A 17363-nucleotide genomic window follows, 5' to 3' on the forward strand; every position below is an offset into this window, starting at 1 on the left:
CTCTGGCTAGAGATGAATAAATTTAAATATTATTTATCAATGCATTAGTGAGCAACCCAACCAAAGTTCAGGTTAAGTCACATTTTAATTTTGTTTTAATACGCGCGATTGCGTGCCCCATTTTTTGGATTATCGCGCCCTTTTGAAAAACTAGGAATAACCCCATGTTAAGTTTCCAAGGTGAAAATATACTGTCTGTTAGTCAACTAGACAGGGACTGTATTGAACGCATTTTTGCAGTTGCTAAAAAAATGGAGCCTTATGCTAAAAAACAAAAACGTACCAACGTACTTGAAGGTGCTATTTTAGCTAACTTGTTTTTTGAGCCAAGCACACGAACACGTGTAAGCTTTGGTACAGCCTTTAACTTACTCGGTGGTTTAGTTCGTGAAACAACCGGTATGCAAAGCTCAGCCCTTGCAAAAGGGGAATCACTTTACGATACCGCACGTGTTATTTCAGCTTATGCTGATGCTGTCGCTATGCGTCACCCAGATTCAGGTTCGGTCAGTGAGTTTGCTACGGGCTGTAGCGTACCAGTAATTAATGGTGGCGATGGCCCAAATGAGCACCCCACTCAAGCCTTACTTGACTTACTCACTATTGAACGTGAACTCAGCCGTTTTGATCAAAACATTGATGGTATGCATATAGCCTTAGTGGGCGATTTAAAATATGGTCGCACCGTACACTCGCTTTCAAAACTATTGTGCCATTATAAAAATGTAAAATTTTCGATGGTTGCTCCCGATGGCTTACAAATGCCTGACTACATCTTAGACGCAGTAGATAACGCGGGTCACAAAATTGAATTGGTAGACAAGATGGAAGGCAATTTAGCGGCCGACATCGTTTATCAAACACGTATTCAAGAAGAACGCTTTCCTTCACAAGAAGAAGCAAATAAATACCGAGGTGGATTTAGAATTAGCCAATCAATTTACAGTGCACACTGTAAACCTAACTCTGTTCTTATGCATCCACTTCCGCGTGACAGTCGTATTGAAGCCAACGAGCTCGATAATGACTTAAACGCTAACGACAATTTAGCTATATTTCGCCAAGTACAAAATGGTGTATTAATTCGTATGGCACTGTTTGCTTTAACACTCGGCGTAGAAAACAAAGTTGAGAAGTATGAAGTAGACGTACCTTGGTTTAGCCGCAAACGCGATAGCTAAGCCCCTTTTAAGTGACAATTTATAGGATTTTTCATGACAATTAGCCAAGACTTATTTGAACGCGCTCAAGCCTCTATTCCAGGTGGCGTAAATTCGCCAGTTCGTGCTTTTAATGGTGTAGGCGGTACGCCGCTATTTATTACAAAAGCAGAAGGTGCGTTTACATTTGACGCTGATGGTAATCGTTACATTGATTACGTTGGCTCTTGGGGGCCAATGATTATGGGGCATAACCACCCTGCGATTAAACAAGCCGTTCACGAAGCAGTAGAAAACGGCCTCAGTTATGGCGCGCCAACTGAAGCCGAAATTTTAATGGCTGAAAAAGTAAAAGAGCTAGTCCCATCAATCGAAAAAGTGCGTATGGTCAGCTCAGGTACTGAAGCAACTATGAGTGCAATTCGTTTGGCACGTGGTTTTACGGGTCGCGATAAAATATTAAAGTTTGAAGGGTGTTACCACGGCCATGCAGATTCGTTATTAGTTAAAGCAGGCTCTGGTGCACTAACAATGGGCGTACCGAACTCTCCAGGTATTCCAGAAGACTTTGCAAAGCATACGCTTACGGTATCGTTTAATAACTTAGATGAAGTAAAGGCTATTTTTGCAAAATACGCAGACGAAATTGCTTGTATTATTGTAGAGCCAGTAGCCGGTAACATGAACTGCATACCACCTGTGCCAGGCTTTTTAGAAGGTTTACGCGATGTGTGTGACGAATATAAATCAGTACTTATTTTTGATGAAGTAATGACGGGTTTTCGAGTGGCACTTGGCGGCGCACAAGCTTATTACAACATTAAACCAGATCTTACATGTCTAGGTAAAGTTATTGGCGGCGGCATGCCCGTTGGCGCGTTTGGTGGTAAAACCGAAATAATGGATTACATTGCACCTGTTGGCCCTGTATATCAAGCGGGCACTCTTTCTGGTAACCCTATCGCAATGGCTGCTGGTTTAAAATCACTGGAGCTATTAAGTGAGCCAGGCCTGCACGATAAGCTAGAAGCAATTTCAAAAGCAATTTGTGAAGGATTTGAAGCAGGCGCTAAAAAAGCAGGTATTGCGTTAACGACTAATTACGCAGGCGGGATGTATGGATTCTTTTTTACCGATGCGGAAAAAGTAACAACCTACAAACAAGCAACTGAATGTGACTTAGAGCGTTTTAAACGTTTTTTCCACCTTATGCTTGAAGAAGGTGTTTACTTAGCACCATCTGCGTTTGAGGCCGGTTTTGTATGTGCTGCACACTCTGTTCAGGAAGTAAAAGAGACCATCGCAGCTGCCGAACGCTCATTTGCCAAACTGTAACTTAAAAATTACTTTTGTATTAATTAAACGCCTGTTTTTAATACGTATAATTAATATAAATGATTAAAAAAAGCCCAAAAGGGCTTTTTTTATTTGTAAAGTAATTTAAATGAATGATAATTAACCTTAACAAGGTCTAGTTAGCATTAATTCCCTATTCAATAATACAAGAGAGTCTTATGTCAGGATTACGACAATTCACAGCACCTGCCACCAGGCTAATGGCTAATTTAAAGTACAAAACAAAAATTAGCCTTACATTTGGTATATTGTTAGTTCCTCTTGCTATTAGTTTGTTTTTTCTAGTGTCGCTATTAAGTGATAGCATTAACGTATCTAAAATGCAGCAGCAAGGCTTAAAAGGTTATCAAGCCATACTTAATAATCAAATGCTTGGAACAAGCAGTAAAAATATAAAAGTTGCTCGCGAACTAGGCTTCACAATAAAAGATGGTCAAGCTGATGATGTGCTAGAACTTGTTTCAATTGAGTCTAATTTAGCACTTGATAGCCAACTTGCCAGTGCTTATGTAAATCGCGCATTAGTCACCCCGATCCCTGCACTTATAATGCAAATAAATTTAACGACCGAAAGCGCAAATACAGTACTAACCAGTAACAGATTTACACCCGATACATTTATTGCTCTCTCCAATCTTAGTAAGTCATTGCCTCTGTATGAAAAGCAATTAGAAAAAACTTTAACCGTAGCAACTGCAGCAGACAAATCAGTTAGTAAAATACTTACCCCTGCTCTACAGCAACTACAAGAAACTGTGTATGCATTCAAAAATGCGATAGACAAAAAGTTACTTGAGCCAGATGATATAGAACTAAGTAAAAGTAAATTTGAACAGCTAACAAATGATGTTAATAACAGTATCAGTACATTGATAAATAAGAGTATTCCAACTCTAGAATCTTTAGTTGAAAATAAACTGAAAACGCAACAATGGACACGTAACATTGTATTAGCTGCTTCAGTTTGTAGCTTAATTTTTGCCTTTTATTTAATGGTCGGCTTCTACTTTGCTGTGGTTGATACTATAAACCGCTTCGCTGAAGCCGCAAATAAAGCTGCTAATGGGGATTTAAAAGCAATTCTTCACTCAACTGGTAGTGATGAAATGAGTATTATTGCTTCGAGATATAATGCTTTGTTAAATGCATTCTCGCATTTATTGTCAGATGTAAAGGCAAGTACGGTAGAACTGTGTGATGCCACAAAATCACTATCGCATGCAAGTAGCCAAACAAGTGACGATGTTACTAAACAACAAACACGTGTAAATGCTATCCATAATGCTTTAAGTGATATGGCACAAACTGCACATACTGTTGAAGAGTCAGCTCACCAAGCGACACTGACAGCTCAAGATGCCGCTTCACATGTAAAACAAGGCTCAGACAATACAATGGAGCTGGCTAAATATATGCAAGACTTGCAAATTGAATTTGCAGAAAGCCAGCAAGCACTCGACAGATTAGCGCAAGATAGCCAAGAAATAAGTAAAGTAAGTAAAGGGATTAGTGAAATCGCCGATCAAACTAATTTATTAGCCCTTAATGCCGCTATTGAAGCAGCTAGAGCTGGTGAACATGGTCGAGGATTTGCTGTTGTAGCTGATGAAGTAAGAACCTTAGCGCAGCGCACACAAACACAAACCCAAGAAATTCATCAAATTATTAGCTCATTGCAACAAGCTTCTGACGACACACAACAGAAAATGCGTTCAAGTGTTGAGAAGATGGAACAATCAGTAAAAGCAGCCAACCAAACCAACGAAGTATTGCAAAGTGCAGAACAAAGCATGGGTGATATTAAACATCAGGGCGAAGTTATTGCAGAACGAGTTAAACAGCAATCAAATGCTACAACACAAGCATTAAATGACTCGCAAGCGGTCAGTAACTTAGCGGATCAAACCTTGATCTCGGCACAATCAACACTTCAGGATGCCCAGCAGTTAAGTCGTTTATCTAATGACCTAACTAAGTCTATGAGCTTTTTTAAATCATAATTAATTGACTTTAATTCACAACAAAGCCGCTAAATAAGCGGCTTTGTTGTTTAAGGTAGTCTTAGATTAACGAATACATTGTGGTCTTGGCTCAAACTCACTCGCTCTAAGCGGTAGCTGAATTACCTTGCCACATCCTGGTGGCGCTTGCTTACCCGTTTGCTCATTTACAAATGCCCAGCGTATTGATGGCGGACGAGTATCAGCGATTGCTTGTGGGTTAAGTGGCTTTAAGTAACGTATATAGGCTTCAAGCGCTCCCACACTGCCTGTTAACCCCGTACTTTTGTTGTCGTCTCGACCAAGCCACGCAACAGTCACTGTATTTTGATCAAAGCCTGCAAACCAGCTATCACGTAAATCATTACTGGTTCCAGTTTTACCTGCTAGTTGAATTGACGGGAAGTGTAAATTTAAGCGTTTAGCTGTGCCGTCTTTCGTTACGCGCTTCATTGCGTACTTAGTCATATACATTGCTGATTTATCAAAACGAGGCTCTGCATTTACTTTATGCTTATAAAGTACTTTACCAACCGAGTCAGTTAATGCCGAAATTGCAGTGAGCTTTTTATATTCGCCATCAGCAGCAATTGTTGTATAAAGCTGAGCGACTTCAAGACTCGACATTTCAACAGCTCCTAAAAGCAGAGACGGGTATTCGTCTATAGACCCGGTAGCACCTAACCCTTTTAATGTTTTTGCCACTTGATCAACACCTACATCAAGCCCTAAATTTACTGCAGGAATATTAATACTGTTACTAAATGCTTTGTAAAGAGGCATTGCACCACGGTATTGATGATCAAAGTTCTCAGGCTGCCACACTTTCCCTTGCTCATTTGTTACTTGCAACGGTGAATCATCAAGCAGTGTTGATAAATTATAATGTGGTAACTGAAGCGCCGTTAAATACACGGCAGGTTTTACCAGCGAGCCTATATTACGTTTTGTATCTAAAACACGATTAAACCCTGAGTAACGTACATCGCGCCCAGCAACAAGTGCCGATACACCGCCTTTTTCGACATTAACTGAAATCATGGCGGCTTCTAATTTTTCAGTTTTTGGGCGTTTTTCTAAATACGGTAAGCTCTTTTCAATAGATTCTTCCATTGCTGTTTGTTTTTGTAGATCAAAATAGGTAAACACCCTAACACCTGCATCTAGTGTTTGTTGATCTGGCAACAATTTATTTAGCTCCCTGTTTACTAACTCTAAATAGCCCGGATAGGATTTTTGCAAACTAGCTTTCATTGGTGCAATATCAATTGGACGTTTAAGTGATGCGCGATATTCTTTTGTACTAAGCAGTTTACTTTCAACCATAAGGCGAAGTACTAAATCACGGCGCTCCATTGTGCGCTCTTTGTAACGACGAGGATTGTAATAAGAAGGGCCTTTAACCATTGCCACCAGCAGAGCAATTTGATCGTACTCAAGCTCGTCTACAGGCTTTGAAAAGTAAAAGTCAGAGGCAAGCCCCATCCCATGAACACCTTGGTTGTATGACTGCCCTAAATAGACTTCATTTAAATAAGCTTCAAGAATCTGATCTTTTGAATAACGATAATCTAAAATAAGTGCAATGAATGCCTCATTTATTTTTCGCATTAAAGAACGCTCACGCGTTAGGTAAATATTTTTAGCTAACTGCTGGGTAAGTGTGCTACCTCCTTGCACTGTACGCCCAGCTCTAATATTAGTATAAAGTGCACGTAAAATAGAAAAAACAGATACACCATGGTGTTCATAAAAATTACGATCTTCAACAACGAGTAAAGTATCTTTTAACATTGCCGGAAACTTATCCAATGGCACAAATTCTCTATCTTGTTTAGAATCGTTACCAATGCGGGCTATTTGCACCGGTTCTAAGCGAGCACTATTTAAACGCCTACCAAACTTATCTTTAATAGTAGCCACTTTTTGCCCTGAAAAACGAAGTTCAATAATATGGGACTCTTCAAGGCCATCATAAAATTCAAAATCACGACGATAAATTTTGATGCTATTTGCAGTCTTAACAAACTGCCCTGTTCGACTCAGCCTATTAACTGATGAGTAATTTAAACGCTCTAGCTCAAACACTACTTCCTGACTTGATAAAAACTGCCCCGGATAAAACGCCATTGAACGAGCATAAACCTGCGCTGGTAACTGCCATTTATTACCTTCAAATATACGTGTTGTTTTTGAATCTAAATAAATTAAATACATTGCCATAGCAATGAAAACAGCCAAGCTTAATTTCCAAAACACTGACCATGTTTTTCGCATAAAAGAGCGTTTAACAGTGGATTTAACTGTTTTTTTACGCCCCTTTGAGGTGCTTTTTTTTGTCGTGCTTGATGATTTTCTTGCACGTTTAGCTGCAGGTTTGCTGGTAGGTGTTTTGTTATTGTCGGCCATTTAAGTGTAATTTATTCCAAGGGTTATTCACGAGTGTGAGCTTAGCATATTGGGCATATCCTAACATCCGAAAAGTTAACCCCCCTGAAACAAAAAAAGCCCTACCGAAGTAGGGCTTTGTGTAAACACACTATTATTTAAATAAACTATTAGCTATTTCGAACAGAAACAAATTCTGGGTAGGCTTCAATACCACAATCGTGTTGATCCATACCATTTAACTCTTCTTCTTCTGTTACACGTATACCCATCGTTTTGTTAAGCACAGTCCAAACAATAAATGATGCTACAAATACAAAGGCAAGAATACACACTAGACCAATTAACTGATTAACAAAGCTTGCATCACCATTAGTTAGCGGTACTAACATAATACCTAATGCACCACACACACCGTGTACAGAGATAGCACCAACTGGATCGTCAATCTTAACTTTATCAAGTGCTATAATGCTAAACACAACTAATGAGCCACCAAGTAAACCTAGTAAACATGCCATTAATGGAGAAGGTGAAAGTGGGTCAGCAGTAATTACAACTAAACCTGCTAATGCACCGTTTAATACCATGGTTAAATCTGATTTGCCCCAAAGTATCTTACATACAAACAGTGCAGCAATAGCACCCATTGCAGCAGCTGCATTAGTATTAAGTAATATTTGACCTACCGCAGTTGCGTTTTCTTTATCCGAAAGTAGTAATTGAGAACCACCGTTAAAGCCAAACCAACCCATCCATAAAATAAATGTACCGAGTGTAGCAAGTGGTAAGTTTGAACCTGGAATTGGGTATATTTCACCGTTTTTACCATATTTGCCTTTACGAGCACCTAGGATTAATACACCAGCTAGTGCAGCAGCTGCACCTGCGCCATGTACAATTGCAGAACCTGCAAAATCTACAAAGCCCATTTCAGATAAGAAACCACCACCCCATGTCCAGTAACCTTCAACAGGGTAGATAAAGCCAGTAAGTACTACAGCAAAGCCAAGGAAAGCCCATAGCTTCATACGCTCAGCAACTGCACCCGATACAATCGACATAGCCGTTGCAACAAATACTACTTGGAAGAAAAAGTCAGATTCTAAAGAATGGTCAGCATCAGCAGCTTGTGTGCCAATTAAAGCGCCTATTGAAGGAATAAAACCACCTTCGGCATTGTCTACATACATAATGTTGTAGCCAACTAATAAAAACATCGTACATGCAATTGAATATAGCGCGACATTTTTAGTTAAAATTTCAGCTGTATTTTTAGAGCGAACTAAACCCGCTTCTAACATGGCAAAACCTGCTGCCATCCACATTACTAATATACCTGATATTAAAAAATAGAAGGTATCGAGTGAAAATTTTAGTTCTATTATTGTATTTTCCATGATTCCCCCTTAAATCGCTTCTTCGTCAAGTTCGCCAGTACGGATACGGACAATTTGATCTAGGTCGTACACAAAAATCTTACCATCACCGATTTTACCTGTTGATGCAATTTTAGTAATTGCTTCAACAACGCGTTGACAATTTTCAGTACGAGTTGCAATTTCAAGTTTGATCTTAGGAATAAAATCTACTTGGTATTCAGCTCCACGATACAATTCTGTATGACCTCGTTGACGTCCAAAACCTTTAACATCAACTACTGTCATCCCCTCAATTCCTAAATCAGCGAGTGCTTCACGCACGTCGTCTAATTTAAATGGTTTTATGATTGCACTAATCATTTTCATAGCGGCCCCCTCGGACTCTTTATTGTTATCCTGTTAGCTAATACAATCCAACCTTTGTGCCACTATTTTATAGTATTATTAAACAATAACTTAACTACAAAACCCAAAAAAAAGACAAAAAAAACGCACCATTTAGGTGCATTTTTTTAACAAGCCAGCTACATTGGTGCATTAGATGATTCTGCACCAATTAAAAGCAATAATGCATTTATACAATACAGTTGCGTCCTCTATTTTTAGCTTCGTATAAAGCAGTGTCTGCAACGCGCATTGCATCGCTTAAGCTGGTGTTTTGAAATTCGGCTAAACCAATACTAGTAGTAATAGTGAATGACCGATCGCTGATAGAAAAATCATACATTGCCATTTTCTTTCTAAATGCTTCGAGATATTCGCGCCCTCTAGCTAGCCCTATATCAGGTAAAATAATGGCAAATTCCTCCCCCCCAACTCTCGCAACAGTAAAGTTAGCAAATGCAGAACGAATCAGTGCTCCTACTTGCTTTAACGCTTGATCACCACCTTCGTGTCCTAATGTATCGTTTATGTTTTTGAAAAGATCGATATCAAGTAAAGCTAAGGTGTTATTTTGATTTTTAGTTTTTAATAATTTTTCTGCATATTGATAAAAATAACGTCGATTATAAAGACCCGTTAAATGATCCCTAAAAGCACTCTCTTTGATATCTGCAATTAACGAAAGCTGTTCCATTGTTTGTAACACCCGACAATGAAACTCTTCATTCATAAACGGTTTTGTTAAAAAATCGTTCGCGCCATATTTGATAAAGCGGGCTGATAAACCATGTTTTCCAGCCCCCGATAATCCTATAATCGCTAAATCATCACGGCCTCTAAAATTTCGCACCGCTTTAACTAGTTCAAAACCGTCCATTGTAGGCATTGCATAGTCAGTCATCAGTAACTTAATGTCAGGGTCTGCCTTTAATATATCAAGCGCTTGTTGACCATCGTGTGCCGCTGTTACATCAAATAATTGCTTTTCGAGCATTTGCTTCATCAAGGAACGACTCAATACAGAATCATCTGCGATTAATGCTTTACACCCTTGGTTTCGCAGAAGCTGTGCTACCAACTTCACCGCGTAGTGGTATGAATCGCGATTATCTTTTATTACGTAATCGACAACCCCTAACTCAAGCATTTGCTGGCGTTTATATTCATCAATTTTTGAAGTCAGTACAACGGTTGGGATTTTTTTAGATAAGGTATATTTTGCAACTTCCCCGTTCGGTGCATCAGGCAACGTTAAGTCTACAAGAGCAAGTGAGTATTTATGTTTTTCAACATTCGCTTCACATTCAGCTAAAGACCAAGCGAAATCGACAGTAACGTCTAAATAATGTGCAGTTAAGTGGCGTAGAACCTGCTGTACTACTTTACTGTCTTCGACCACTAATACTCTTTGCATAGACCCTTCTCTTAACTTCTGATTAATTTTGCGGTATAGCCGCAAGTACAAAATATCACCACTTCATTCTCACGGTATAAAATCATACAAAAGAGTCAATAATAAGCTGGCACGTAAATATACCGGATTTTTATAAGTAGCTAAATAAATAAATTATAAATTAACCTAAAAGCACATTATTACTTATTCAACCAAAAATATCGGTCACTAGTCTCAATACTTTTGTTATTTAGCTAGTAATTGCTTTTAATAGCCTATCAACAATAATAAGGATACCTCATGACGCTTTGTCGGATTATCAGTTTACCAATCGCTATTATCACCTTAGTCCTCAGTACTGCCTCACTTGCAGATAACCAACGCCGTATAGATGTCGACAGTAAAGTAATTACTCAACACAAAGCCAAAATTAACGGCCAACGTTTTGGCTATACAGTTGCCACAGGTACGCAACCTGTGTGGGATGATAAAGGCGATGCGATTGCAACGCTTCAATATACCTACTATACCCGTGACAAAGTAGACGACAGAACAACTCGCCCACTACTCATTTCTTTTAATGGTGGGCCCGGCTCTGCATCAGTATGGATGCACCTTGCCTATACTGGACCTAGAGTATTAAAAATTGATGACGAAGGTTACCCTATTCAGCCTTATGGCGTAAAAGATAATCCTTACTCAGTGCTTGATATTGCCGATATTGTTTATGTAAACCCGGTAAATACCGGTTATTCTCGCGTACTTGAAAATGAGAAAGGCGAACTCCTTTCTAAAGCAAAGCAAAAAGAGCTATTTTTTGGTGTAAATGCCGATATTAAATACCTTGCTGAATGGTTAAATACTTTTGTAAATAGAGCAGAGCGCTGGCGCTCGCCTAAATTTTTAATTGGCGAAAGCTATGGCACAACACGTGTATCGGGTTTAGCTCATGAGCTTCAAAACAGTCAGTGGATGTATATTAACGGTGTTGTACTCGTATCACCTACCGATATTGGTATTAAGCGCGATGGCCCAATAAAAGCTGCCAACCGCCTACCTTACTTCGCTGCAACTGCTTGGTATCACAAAGCACTTAAAGCCGATTTACAAGCTAAAGACTTAGACGAGCTATTACCAGAAGTTGAGCTGTTTACTGTAAATGAGTTAATCCCAGCTCTTGCTAAAGGTGGCTTTATTAATGCAGATGAAAAACGTCGTATAATTACAAAAATGGCGCACTATGCTGGCTTGTCAGAAAAATTTGTTGAGCAAAATAACTTAGATATTCCAACCCAGTTTTTCTGGAAAGAATTACTACGTGAACGTGGTCAAACTTTAGGGCGTCTAGACTCTCGCTATTTGGGGATGGATAAACGAGGCGCAGGTGAGTCTCCTGATTACTGGGCTGAACTTACGTCATGGTTACACTCTTTTACCCCTGCAATTAATTACTACTTACGTGAAGAGTTAAACTATAAAACAGATATAAAATATAACTTATTCGGTAATGTTCACCCTTGGGATAGAACGGGTAACAATACTGGCGAAAACCTTCGTTTGGCAATGGCGCAAAACCCTTATTTAAACGTCATGATCCAATCAGGGTACTTTGATGGCGCAACCAATTACTTTGATGCTAAATACACGTTATGGCAGTTAGATCCTAGCGGAAAAATGAGGGAACGTTTGAGTTTTAAGGGCTATAGAAGCGGGCACATGATGTACCTTCGCCATGCTGATCTAGAAAGCTCTAATAATGACCTGCGTAACTTTATTAAAAATGCCTTGCCTAAAGAAGGCCAAGCTGCAAAATACTAATCTCTAAATTTACTAGAGGTGGCTCTTATTGAGCCACCTATTTATTTTCATATTGCTGACAATAACGACTTAACTGATCTATCACAGCGTTAAAACATAACTCTAACTCTTCAATTAAGTTGCTTTGGACACTTTTATTTTCTGCCAAAGTTTCAACTTCCTGACATATATCTGCAAGTCGTATCGTCGCCACTGATTTTGATGATGATTTTAAGCCATGGGCCTGAAATGCTATGCCAGTAAAGTCATCGCAGCTTGCATACTCACGTATCAACTTAACTTGCTCCCCTGCTGTTTGCAAAAATGCATTAAATACCATGCAATGTACTGCGGGATCATCTCCGAGCATTGCACGCAACACAGATAAGTCGAGTTGATCAAACGAATGGGTCGCTGTTTCAGGCTTTTGATTGGTTTTAACCTCAGAATTAACCACTGTTTTCGTGTGCTTAATTAAAAGTGATTTAAGTTTCACTAACTCAACAGGCTTAGTTAAAAAACCATTCATACCTACTTTATGGCAATCGTCTAAATTCTTTTTAACAATATTGGCTGTAATGGCAATAATGATCAAAGGTTCGAAACGACTATCTTTTCGTATTCTTGTCGTTAGCTCAAAACCATCTAAAAGAGGCATTTGGATATCCGTAAGTAAAACATCAAAGTGCTTGTTTTGTAATGTTTGCCAAGCCTGCTCTCCATTACTTACAAAAGTTGAGCGCACACCGAGTATTGTTAATTGCTGCTTTAATACTTGTTGATTGGTAATCTGATCCTCAGCAACTAATACATCTAAAATAGGCAAAGAATTTGCTGAAAAGTTTTTATCTTTGATTACGCAAGCATCTGAATTAGAAGAAAAACCAGCCTGTTCAAAAGTATTAAACGTCAAACTGAAGCACGATCCTTTATTTAATTCACTTTGTACTGATATTTTTCCTTGCATGCGCTCAACCAACTCCTTGGTAATGACCAGTCCAATACCTGTGCCATGGACCTTGCTCGTTTCTGCACCTAATCGATCGAAAGGTTTAAACAATCGAGAAATATCATCATTTGCAAAGCCACACCCTGTGTCAGCAACGCTAATTTCACACTGCTGATTATTTAAAATTTTACAACTTATGTAAATCTCACCATTTCGTTTATTATATTTAATCGCATTAGAGAGTAAATTTAACATTACTTGTTTAAAGCGACGTTTATCAATATAAAAATTTAGTCCTTTAAGTAAATCGAACCCTTCAGTGTACAGAGTCATTGACTGTGCTTTTGCTAATTCACTTACAAGCTCCACAGAATCTTCGATAAGTGGTTTGATAGGCACATAATCAAAATTAAATTGCATATTTCCAGACTCGATAGCCGTTAAATCAAGCACATCATTAATCAATAAGAGTAAGTGTTCACCAGCTCGGTAAATACTTTTGGCGTTACCTTTTTGTATATTATTAGCAAATTCGTCATATTCATATAACTGAGCGAAACCTAAAATAGCATTTAACGGAGTGCGTAATTCATGGCTCATACTTGCCATAAAATCAGACTTTGCTTTACTTGCCGATTCCGCCTCAATGCGCAGCCTATTCAATTTTTGATGATTACTTTGAACTTCAATAGCCATTTTATTAAATGCATTGATAACACTGCCAATTTCATTCTTTTGTTGCCTATCAACATGACAATTAAAATCGCCTTTTGCGAGCTTGGAAAAAGCAAATTCCAGTCTGCGCAAAGGCGTTGTGATTCGATAATCAACTAACCAAGCAAGCGCCATGAAAAAAATAACGAGTATGGTAAATTGACTGTATATTAGTGTGTAATGCAGCTTTGAGGATTCATTTATTTCGTTAGTGAAATTAGCGACTAAAATAATTTTTGCTAGAGGTTTATCTAAAAATAAAACCTGCTGACTTAGTACAACATCACTACGCTCAATTGTGTCCTGCCAAGTGTCCAATGGATACAATTGGTTTTTTGTTACCTCATCTATAACTTGGATTCTTTTCCAATTCGGTTGAATTTCTAGCTGGCTATCAATCTGCTCGTAAAGTTCAGCATATTGGCGAGTAAGCAAAGGAGTTGTTACTGAAGTAGACAGTTGTTGCAGTGACCGTTGTGCGGTTTTAGAAAGTCCTTCGTTAACCCAACGAGCTTGCTCTGGTAGTGCGTAAAAAATAAAAAGACAAACCAATAAAAAACCAAATGTTATTACAGCAACAAAACTTTGTACTCGCAGACTACGCCACCAATTAATTCTCAACATAAAATGCGCTTAGCCCCCATTCAGTTAATTGTTGATACTCCGCTAAGGTCGCAATACTGGGCTCTATAATTGGGATCCCTGCAAATAAGTGTTTATGCTCATCACTTTCGCCTATATTTAAAAAAGCACGCTGTACCTTAAGCTGTATTTCACTTGCAACTCTCGGGTGAGCAACAATTGGATGGCGGCTAATTTCACGAGTTTTATAAATAACTTTGAGCTTTTGTTGTAAATTTTTAGGTTGCTGTTTTAATGTACCTAAAACTCCACCTCCCGCTTTAGTCGAGTTCAGTGCTACGTTTAAGTACACCGAAGAGTGTGTTTGTACATAAACGGGCTTAATTTTTAGTCCATACAGTAAGGCTAAATCGGCGCGCATTAACAATGAAGCACCTAGTGCATTTGGTGCAGGAAACGCAATTTCAGCTCCCTCTAACTGGCTTAAATTATCTATACCACTTTTTTTATTAACAACTAAAACACCTTGGAGTGATCGCCCTGCATCTTTTATTAAGGGTAAATAACCTTGTTTTTCATGTGCTACAACACTGTGCCAAGGGTTCATATAAGCAAAATCATATTCTCCATTAGCAAAAGCCTGTTCAAAAACAGGTATAGACTTAACCGTAATTAACTCAATTTTTACACCTGTTTGCTCACTCACTTGTTTGAGTAAAGGCTGCCAAATAGCATTCAATTTTTGCGATTCATACTGAGGTACAACACCAAAAGTATATTCTTGAGAAAACAACCATGAACTTTGCAATAAACATAACATAGCAACGACATACTTCATCAGCTCTCCTAATATGAGTGTGTTATTACTATTAGCTTAGTTAAAGACTGAGTAAGTCACCATAAAATTCTTATCTGTTCAGCATTTACCAGCTTTAATCAGAGGCGATTTTACTTGATACCTCTGATGAATAAGAATGTCATGTAGATTGAGCAGGGTTTTGTAGGTACTTTTCAGACCTACTTTATTATTAAGCCAAGTAGGGATCATGCCTGCGGATAAAGCATAAACTTGATAAGCAATGCTTAAATTGTTGCCTTGCTGAGTTAATAACCACTTTGCATTTAAAGTTTTAATTCTGACCACATTTTTATAAAGTGGCAGCTCTTTTGGGCGCGCTTTAATAACTAGCTGGCTTTGATTTGGTGTTAATTGTGAATAACACGAATACGTGACTGCGTCTCTATTTGCAACAGGCCAAGGGGAGTCAAAATAGCTGTAAACGAGGTTTTCTGAGGGGCTCAGTATTTTAATAACACTAACTTTCGAGGCGTTCTCTATCCACTTTTGCGCCACTTGCGTATCACTAAGTAACGCTAAAAAATCCTCAGTGGTGACACCATTTACAACTAGCTCGCCTTTAACTTCAAACGTATCATCATCATGAATTTGATAATATACGCTTACCCCTTTCTCATTTTTGTACAAATGCCAAATCGGATTAGCATACGCATTAAAGGCTTGCATTAAAAAAAAGAAGCAAGTGCACTTTTGAATAAAGTTTGGCTTACAAAAGTGCCTTGTTATCATTTTTGCCAATACGGTTCTATATCAAATGACGCGAGCCGGCTTTGCTCCATCGCATTTACCAAATACTCAGATTTTTGCTCAAGCCACAACTGAATTTTAGCGAGTTGCTCATCTTCTTGCCCAGCACATAACTGCTTTAAATACTCCAATGTACTTAACTCATACATTCCATGGGAAATATCCAACCAAGGCAACCTAAATTCCAATCGCTCCTCTTTATCAAATAGAGCACCTAAGCAATTGCCACTTAGTAGGCTATTTTCAAGCTGTGTACGCAAGCTTAAATAATCAGTAATACTGAGAGTTTGCTCTTTTGGGAGCATATGATGCAAGTTTTTCCAATCTTTATTAAACAGACGATTAGCAATCGATGAAACTGGCTTTTCTGCAGCTTGAAGTTCAACCTGCCCCCAATCTTTACGCCAGTGCTTATCAATTAACCAAGTTGTTAACGATAATAGTAATCGATTATAGCGCGCACTATGAAACAGCGCATTGATATCATCAATACTGGGTTGAAGCTCTTTTAAGTCATTAATAACTTGTGCAAGTGCCGGCGCTGCATTTATTTTTCTATAAAAAGCATGGCGTTTAGAGGTATAGGTTTTAAGCTGAATTGCATTTTCAACCCATGCTAACTCACTTAATAGCCATTTAAGTTCAGTGCGAAGATGGTCTGTGCTTTCTTTAGATACAATATCGTCATACAACCAAAAAGTATGCCGAATTAAACTAATACCATCTGTTACTCTTTTCAGTGTTTTTAAACTTGGTTTATCGAAATAACATTGCTCATGTTTTTGTACAAACCGGATACCAAAATTCATTGCTGCAACTAATGCACTTTCTTGACTTGGTGAACTAGACAATTGCACAAAGCCAATGGATTTACTTGGTTTTAATGGTTTTTCATCAGCCAGACGATAGCCACGTGCCGCTTTAGAATATAAACCTAAACGAATACAGTTTTGACTCACCAACTTATTAGCTAAAGCAAAGAGTTCGTTGCGACTGCCTTCAACCAGCTCAATCTCAAGTTCGCTAATAATCTCTATTTTACCAGCCGCTGCAATTTCGCCTTTATCAAGTACGACTTCAATTTTGGCCCCTGTTTCAGTCTCTATTAACCAAGTACGGCGAATAAAGTTAGTACTGAAAATGGGGTATAAATTTTGTGAAATTGAATCAACTTGCATACCATGAGGCCAGATGTTGGCGTTAAATGCCATCAAATTAGGTCGATTTGATTCAAGTGGTAAATTATATTCAGGGCGTTGATGCAGCCCACCAACAACTTCACCTGCAAGTTTTATAGTTTGCTCACATTGGGTATCCGCACAACGCGTTCTAAACCCGATATCAAGCGCTCTAAGTTCACGGTTCGGTGTATCATAGTATGAGTTTTGCAAACTGCGTGAAGGCTTGTTTATAACCGTTTTTGCAAATTGAGTAATTAAAGAGGGGATCAGTGGAACTACGGCATCTGATACCAAAAACTTCAGTTCTATCTCAGTATCCATTTGGTCTGCGGATTACCTTTAAAATAAATAAGTGCTCAAAATAAACAAAGCGCATCCACAATGCAAATTTTTTAGTCTTATTTATGCCTAAAATCATGACTGGGTTACAATATCAGTCTTGCTATTAAGCGCTTAAATCCATACTATCTG

The 17363-nt window shown here is 38.5% G+C and carries 12 protein-coding genes; 4 read left to right on the forward strand and 8 right to left on the reverse strand.

Annotation, left to right across the window (positions count from 1 at the left end; all coding sequences use genetic code 11):
* Positions 1-164: 164 nt before the first annotated feature.
* From AOR04_RS12875 to AOR04_RS12885, 3 genes are all read left to right on the forward strand, one after another.
* Positions 165-1181 carry an aspartate carbamoyltransferase gene (locus AOR04_RS12875; RefSeq protein ID WP_007376115.1) on the forward strand — a complete coding sequence of 339 codons (1017 nt, stop codon included), beginning with the start codon at positions 165-167 and terminating at the stop codon, positions 1179-1181.
* 33 nt (positions 1182-1214) lie between these two features.
* Positions 1215-2495, forward strand: coding sequence for a glutamate-1-semialdehyde 2,1-aminomutase (gene hemL / locus AOR04_RS12880; RefSeq protein WP_008133947.1), 1281 nt, complete (start codon positions 1215-1217; stop codon positions 2493-2495).
* A 179-nt stretch (positions 2496-2674) separates the two neighbouring features.
* On the forward strand, positions 2675-4516 hold the full coding sequence (locus AOR04_RS12885) for a methyl-accepting chemotaxis protein (protein ID WP_033023282.1): 1842 nt from the start codon (positions 2675-2677) through the stop codon (positions 4514-4516).
* A 66-nt stretch (positions 4517-4582) separates the two neighbouring features.
* On the opposite strand, the gene mrcB is transcribed toward AOR04_RS12885, so the two are convergent.
* From mrcB to AOR04_RS12905, 4 genes are all read right to left on the reverse strand, one after another.
* On the reverse strand, positions 4583-6925 hold the full coding sequence (gene mrcB, locus AOR04_RS12890) for a penicillin-binding protein 1B (RefSeq protein ID WP_096793565.1): 2343 nt from the start codon (positions 6923-6925) through the stop codon (positions 4583-4585).
* Between the two features lie 149 nt (positions 6926-7074).
* Positions 7075-8304 carry an ammonium transporter gene (locus AOR04_RS12895; protein ID WP_033015526.1) on the reverse strand — a complete coding sequence of 410 codons (1230 nt, stop codon included), beginning with the start codon at positions 8302-8304 and terminating at the stop codon, positions 7075-7077.
* Between the two features lie 9 nt (positions 8305-8313).
* Positions 8314-8652, reverse strand: a complete 339-nt coding sequence (locus AOR04_RS12900; RefSeq protein ID WP_004587162.1) for a P-II family nitrogen regulator — start codon at positions 8650-8652, stop codon at positions 8314-8316.
* Between the two features lie 208 nt (positions 8653-8860).
* A complete protein-coding gene (locus tag AOR04_RS12905) occupies positions 8861-10084 on the reverse strand; it encodes a response regulator (protein WP_007376108.1) in 1224 nt (407 codons plus the stop codon).
* A gap of 279 nt (positions 10085-10363) precedes the next feature.
* Between AOR04_RS12905 and AOR04_RS12910 the strand changes: the two genes are divergently transcribed.
* Entirely contained in the window at positions 10364-11881 is a 1518-nt protein-coding gene (locus tag AOR04_RS12910; RefSeq protein ID WP_096793566.1) for a S10 family peptidase, read from the forward strand.
* A gap of 37 nt (positions 11882-11918) precedes the next feature.
* On the opposite strand, the gene AOR04_RS12915 is transcribed toward AOR04_RS12910, so the two are convergent.
* From AOR04_RS12915 to AOR04_RS12930, 4 genes are all read right to left on the reverse strand, one after another.
* Positions 11919-14147 carry an ATP-binding protein gene (locus AOR04_RS12915; protein WP_096793567.1) on the reverse strand — a complete coding sequence of 743 codons (2229 nt, stop codon included), beginning with the start codon at positions 14145-14147 and terminating at the stop codon, positions 11919-11921.
* The gene (locus AOR04_RS12920; protein WP_007376105.1) at positions 14134-14943 is read right to left on the reverse strand and encodes a phosphate/phosphite/phosphonate ABC transporter substrate-binding protein; all 810 of its coding nucleotides are present in this window, start codon (positions 14941-14943) and stop codon (positions 14134-14136) included. Before AOR04_RS12920 ends, AOR04_RS12915 begins: the two co-directional genes overlap by 14 nt.
* Before the next feature lie 78 nt (positions 14944-15021).
* A complete protein-coding gene (locus tag AOR04_RS12925) occupies positions 15022-15693 on the reverse strand; it encodes an START domain-containing protein (protein WP_096793568.1) in 672 nt (223 codons plus the stop codon).
* Positions 15690-17213, reverse strand: coding sequence for a CYTH and CHAD domain-containing protein (locus AOR04_RS12930; RefSeq protein ID WP_096793569.1), 1524 nt, complete (start codon positions 17211-17213; stop codon positions 15690-15692). Before AOR04_RS12930 ends, AOR04_RS12925 begins: the two co-directional genes overlap by 4 nt.
* Positions 17214-17363: the final 150 nt, after the last annotated feature.

Source organism: Pseudoalteromonas sp. 1_2015MBL_MicDiv (assembly GCF_002407505.1).
GTDB classification, from domain to species: Bacteria; Pseudomonadota; Gammaproteobacteria; order Enterobacterales; family Alteromonadaceae; genus Pseudoalteromonas; species Pseudoalteromonas fuliginea.

Coding starts and splice junctions, on each gene's coding strand:
- AOR04_RS12875 (WP_007376115.1), top strand. CDS start 165: ATGTTAAGTTTCCAAGGTGAAAATATACTGTCTGTTAGTCAACTAGAC.
- hemL (WP_008133947.1), top strand. CDS start 1,215: ATGACAATTAGCCAAGACTTATTTGAACGCGCTCAAGCCTCTATTCCA.
- AOR04_RS12885 (WP_033023282.1), top strand. CDS start 2,675: ATGTCAGGATTACGACAATTCACAGCACCTGCCACCAGGCTAATGGCT.
- mrcB (WP_096793565.1), bottom strand. CDS start 6,925: ATGGCCGACAATAACAAAACACCTACCAGCAAACCTGCAGCTAAACGT.
- AOR04_RS12895 (WP_033015526.1), bottom strand. CDS start 8,304: ATGGAAAATACAATAATAGAACTAAAATTTTCACTCGATACCTTCTAT.
- AOR04_RS12900 (WP_004587162.1), bottom strand. CDS start 8,652: ATGAAAATGATTAGTGCAATCATAAAACCATTTAAATTAGACGACGTG.
- AOR04_RS12905 (WP_007376108.1), bottom strand. CDS start 10,084: ATGCAAAGAGTATTAGTGGTCGAAGACAGTAAAGTAGTACAGCAGGTT.
- AOR04_RS12910 (WP_096793566.1), top strand. CDS start 10,364: ATGACGCTTTGTCGGATTATCAGTTTACCAATCGCTATTATCACCTTA.
- AOR04_RS12915 (WP_096793567.1), bottom strand. CDS start 14,147: ATGTTGAGAATTAATTGGTGGCGTAGTCTGCGAGTACAAAGTTTTGTT.
- AOR04_RS12920 (WP_007376105.1), bottom strand. CDS start 14,943: ATGAAGTATGTCGTTGCTATGTTATGTTTATTGCAAAGTTCATGGTTG.
- AOR04_RS12925 (WP_096793568.1), bottom strand. CDS start 15,693: ATGATAACAAGGCACTTTTGTAAGCCAAACTTTATTCAAAAGTGCACT.
- AOR04_RS12930 (WP_096793569.1), bottom strand. CDS start 17,213: ATGGATACTGAGATAGAACTGAAGTTTTTGGTATCAGATGCCGTAGTT.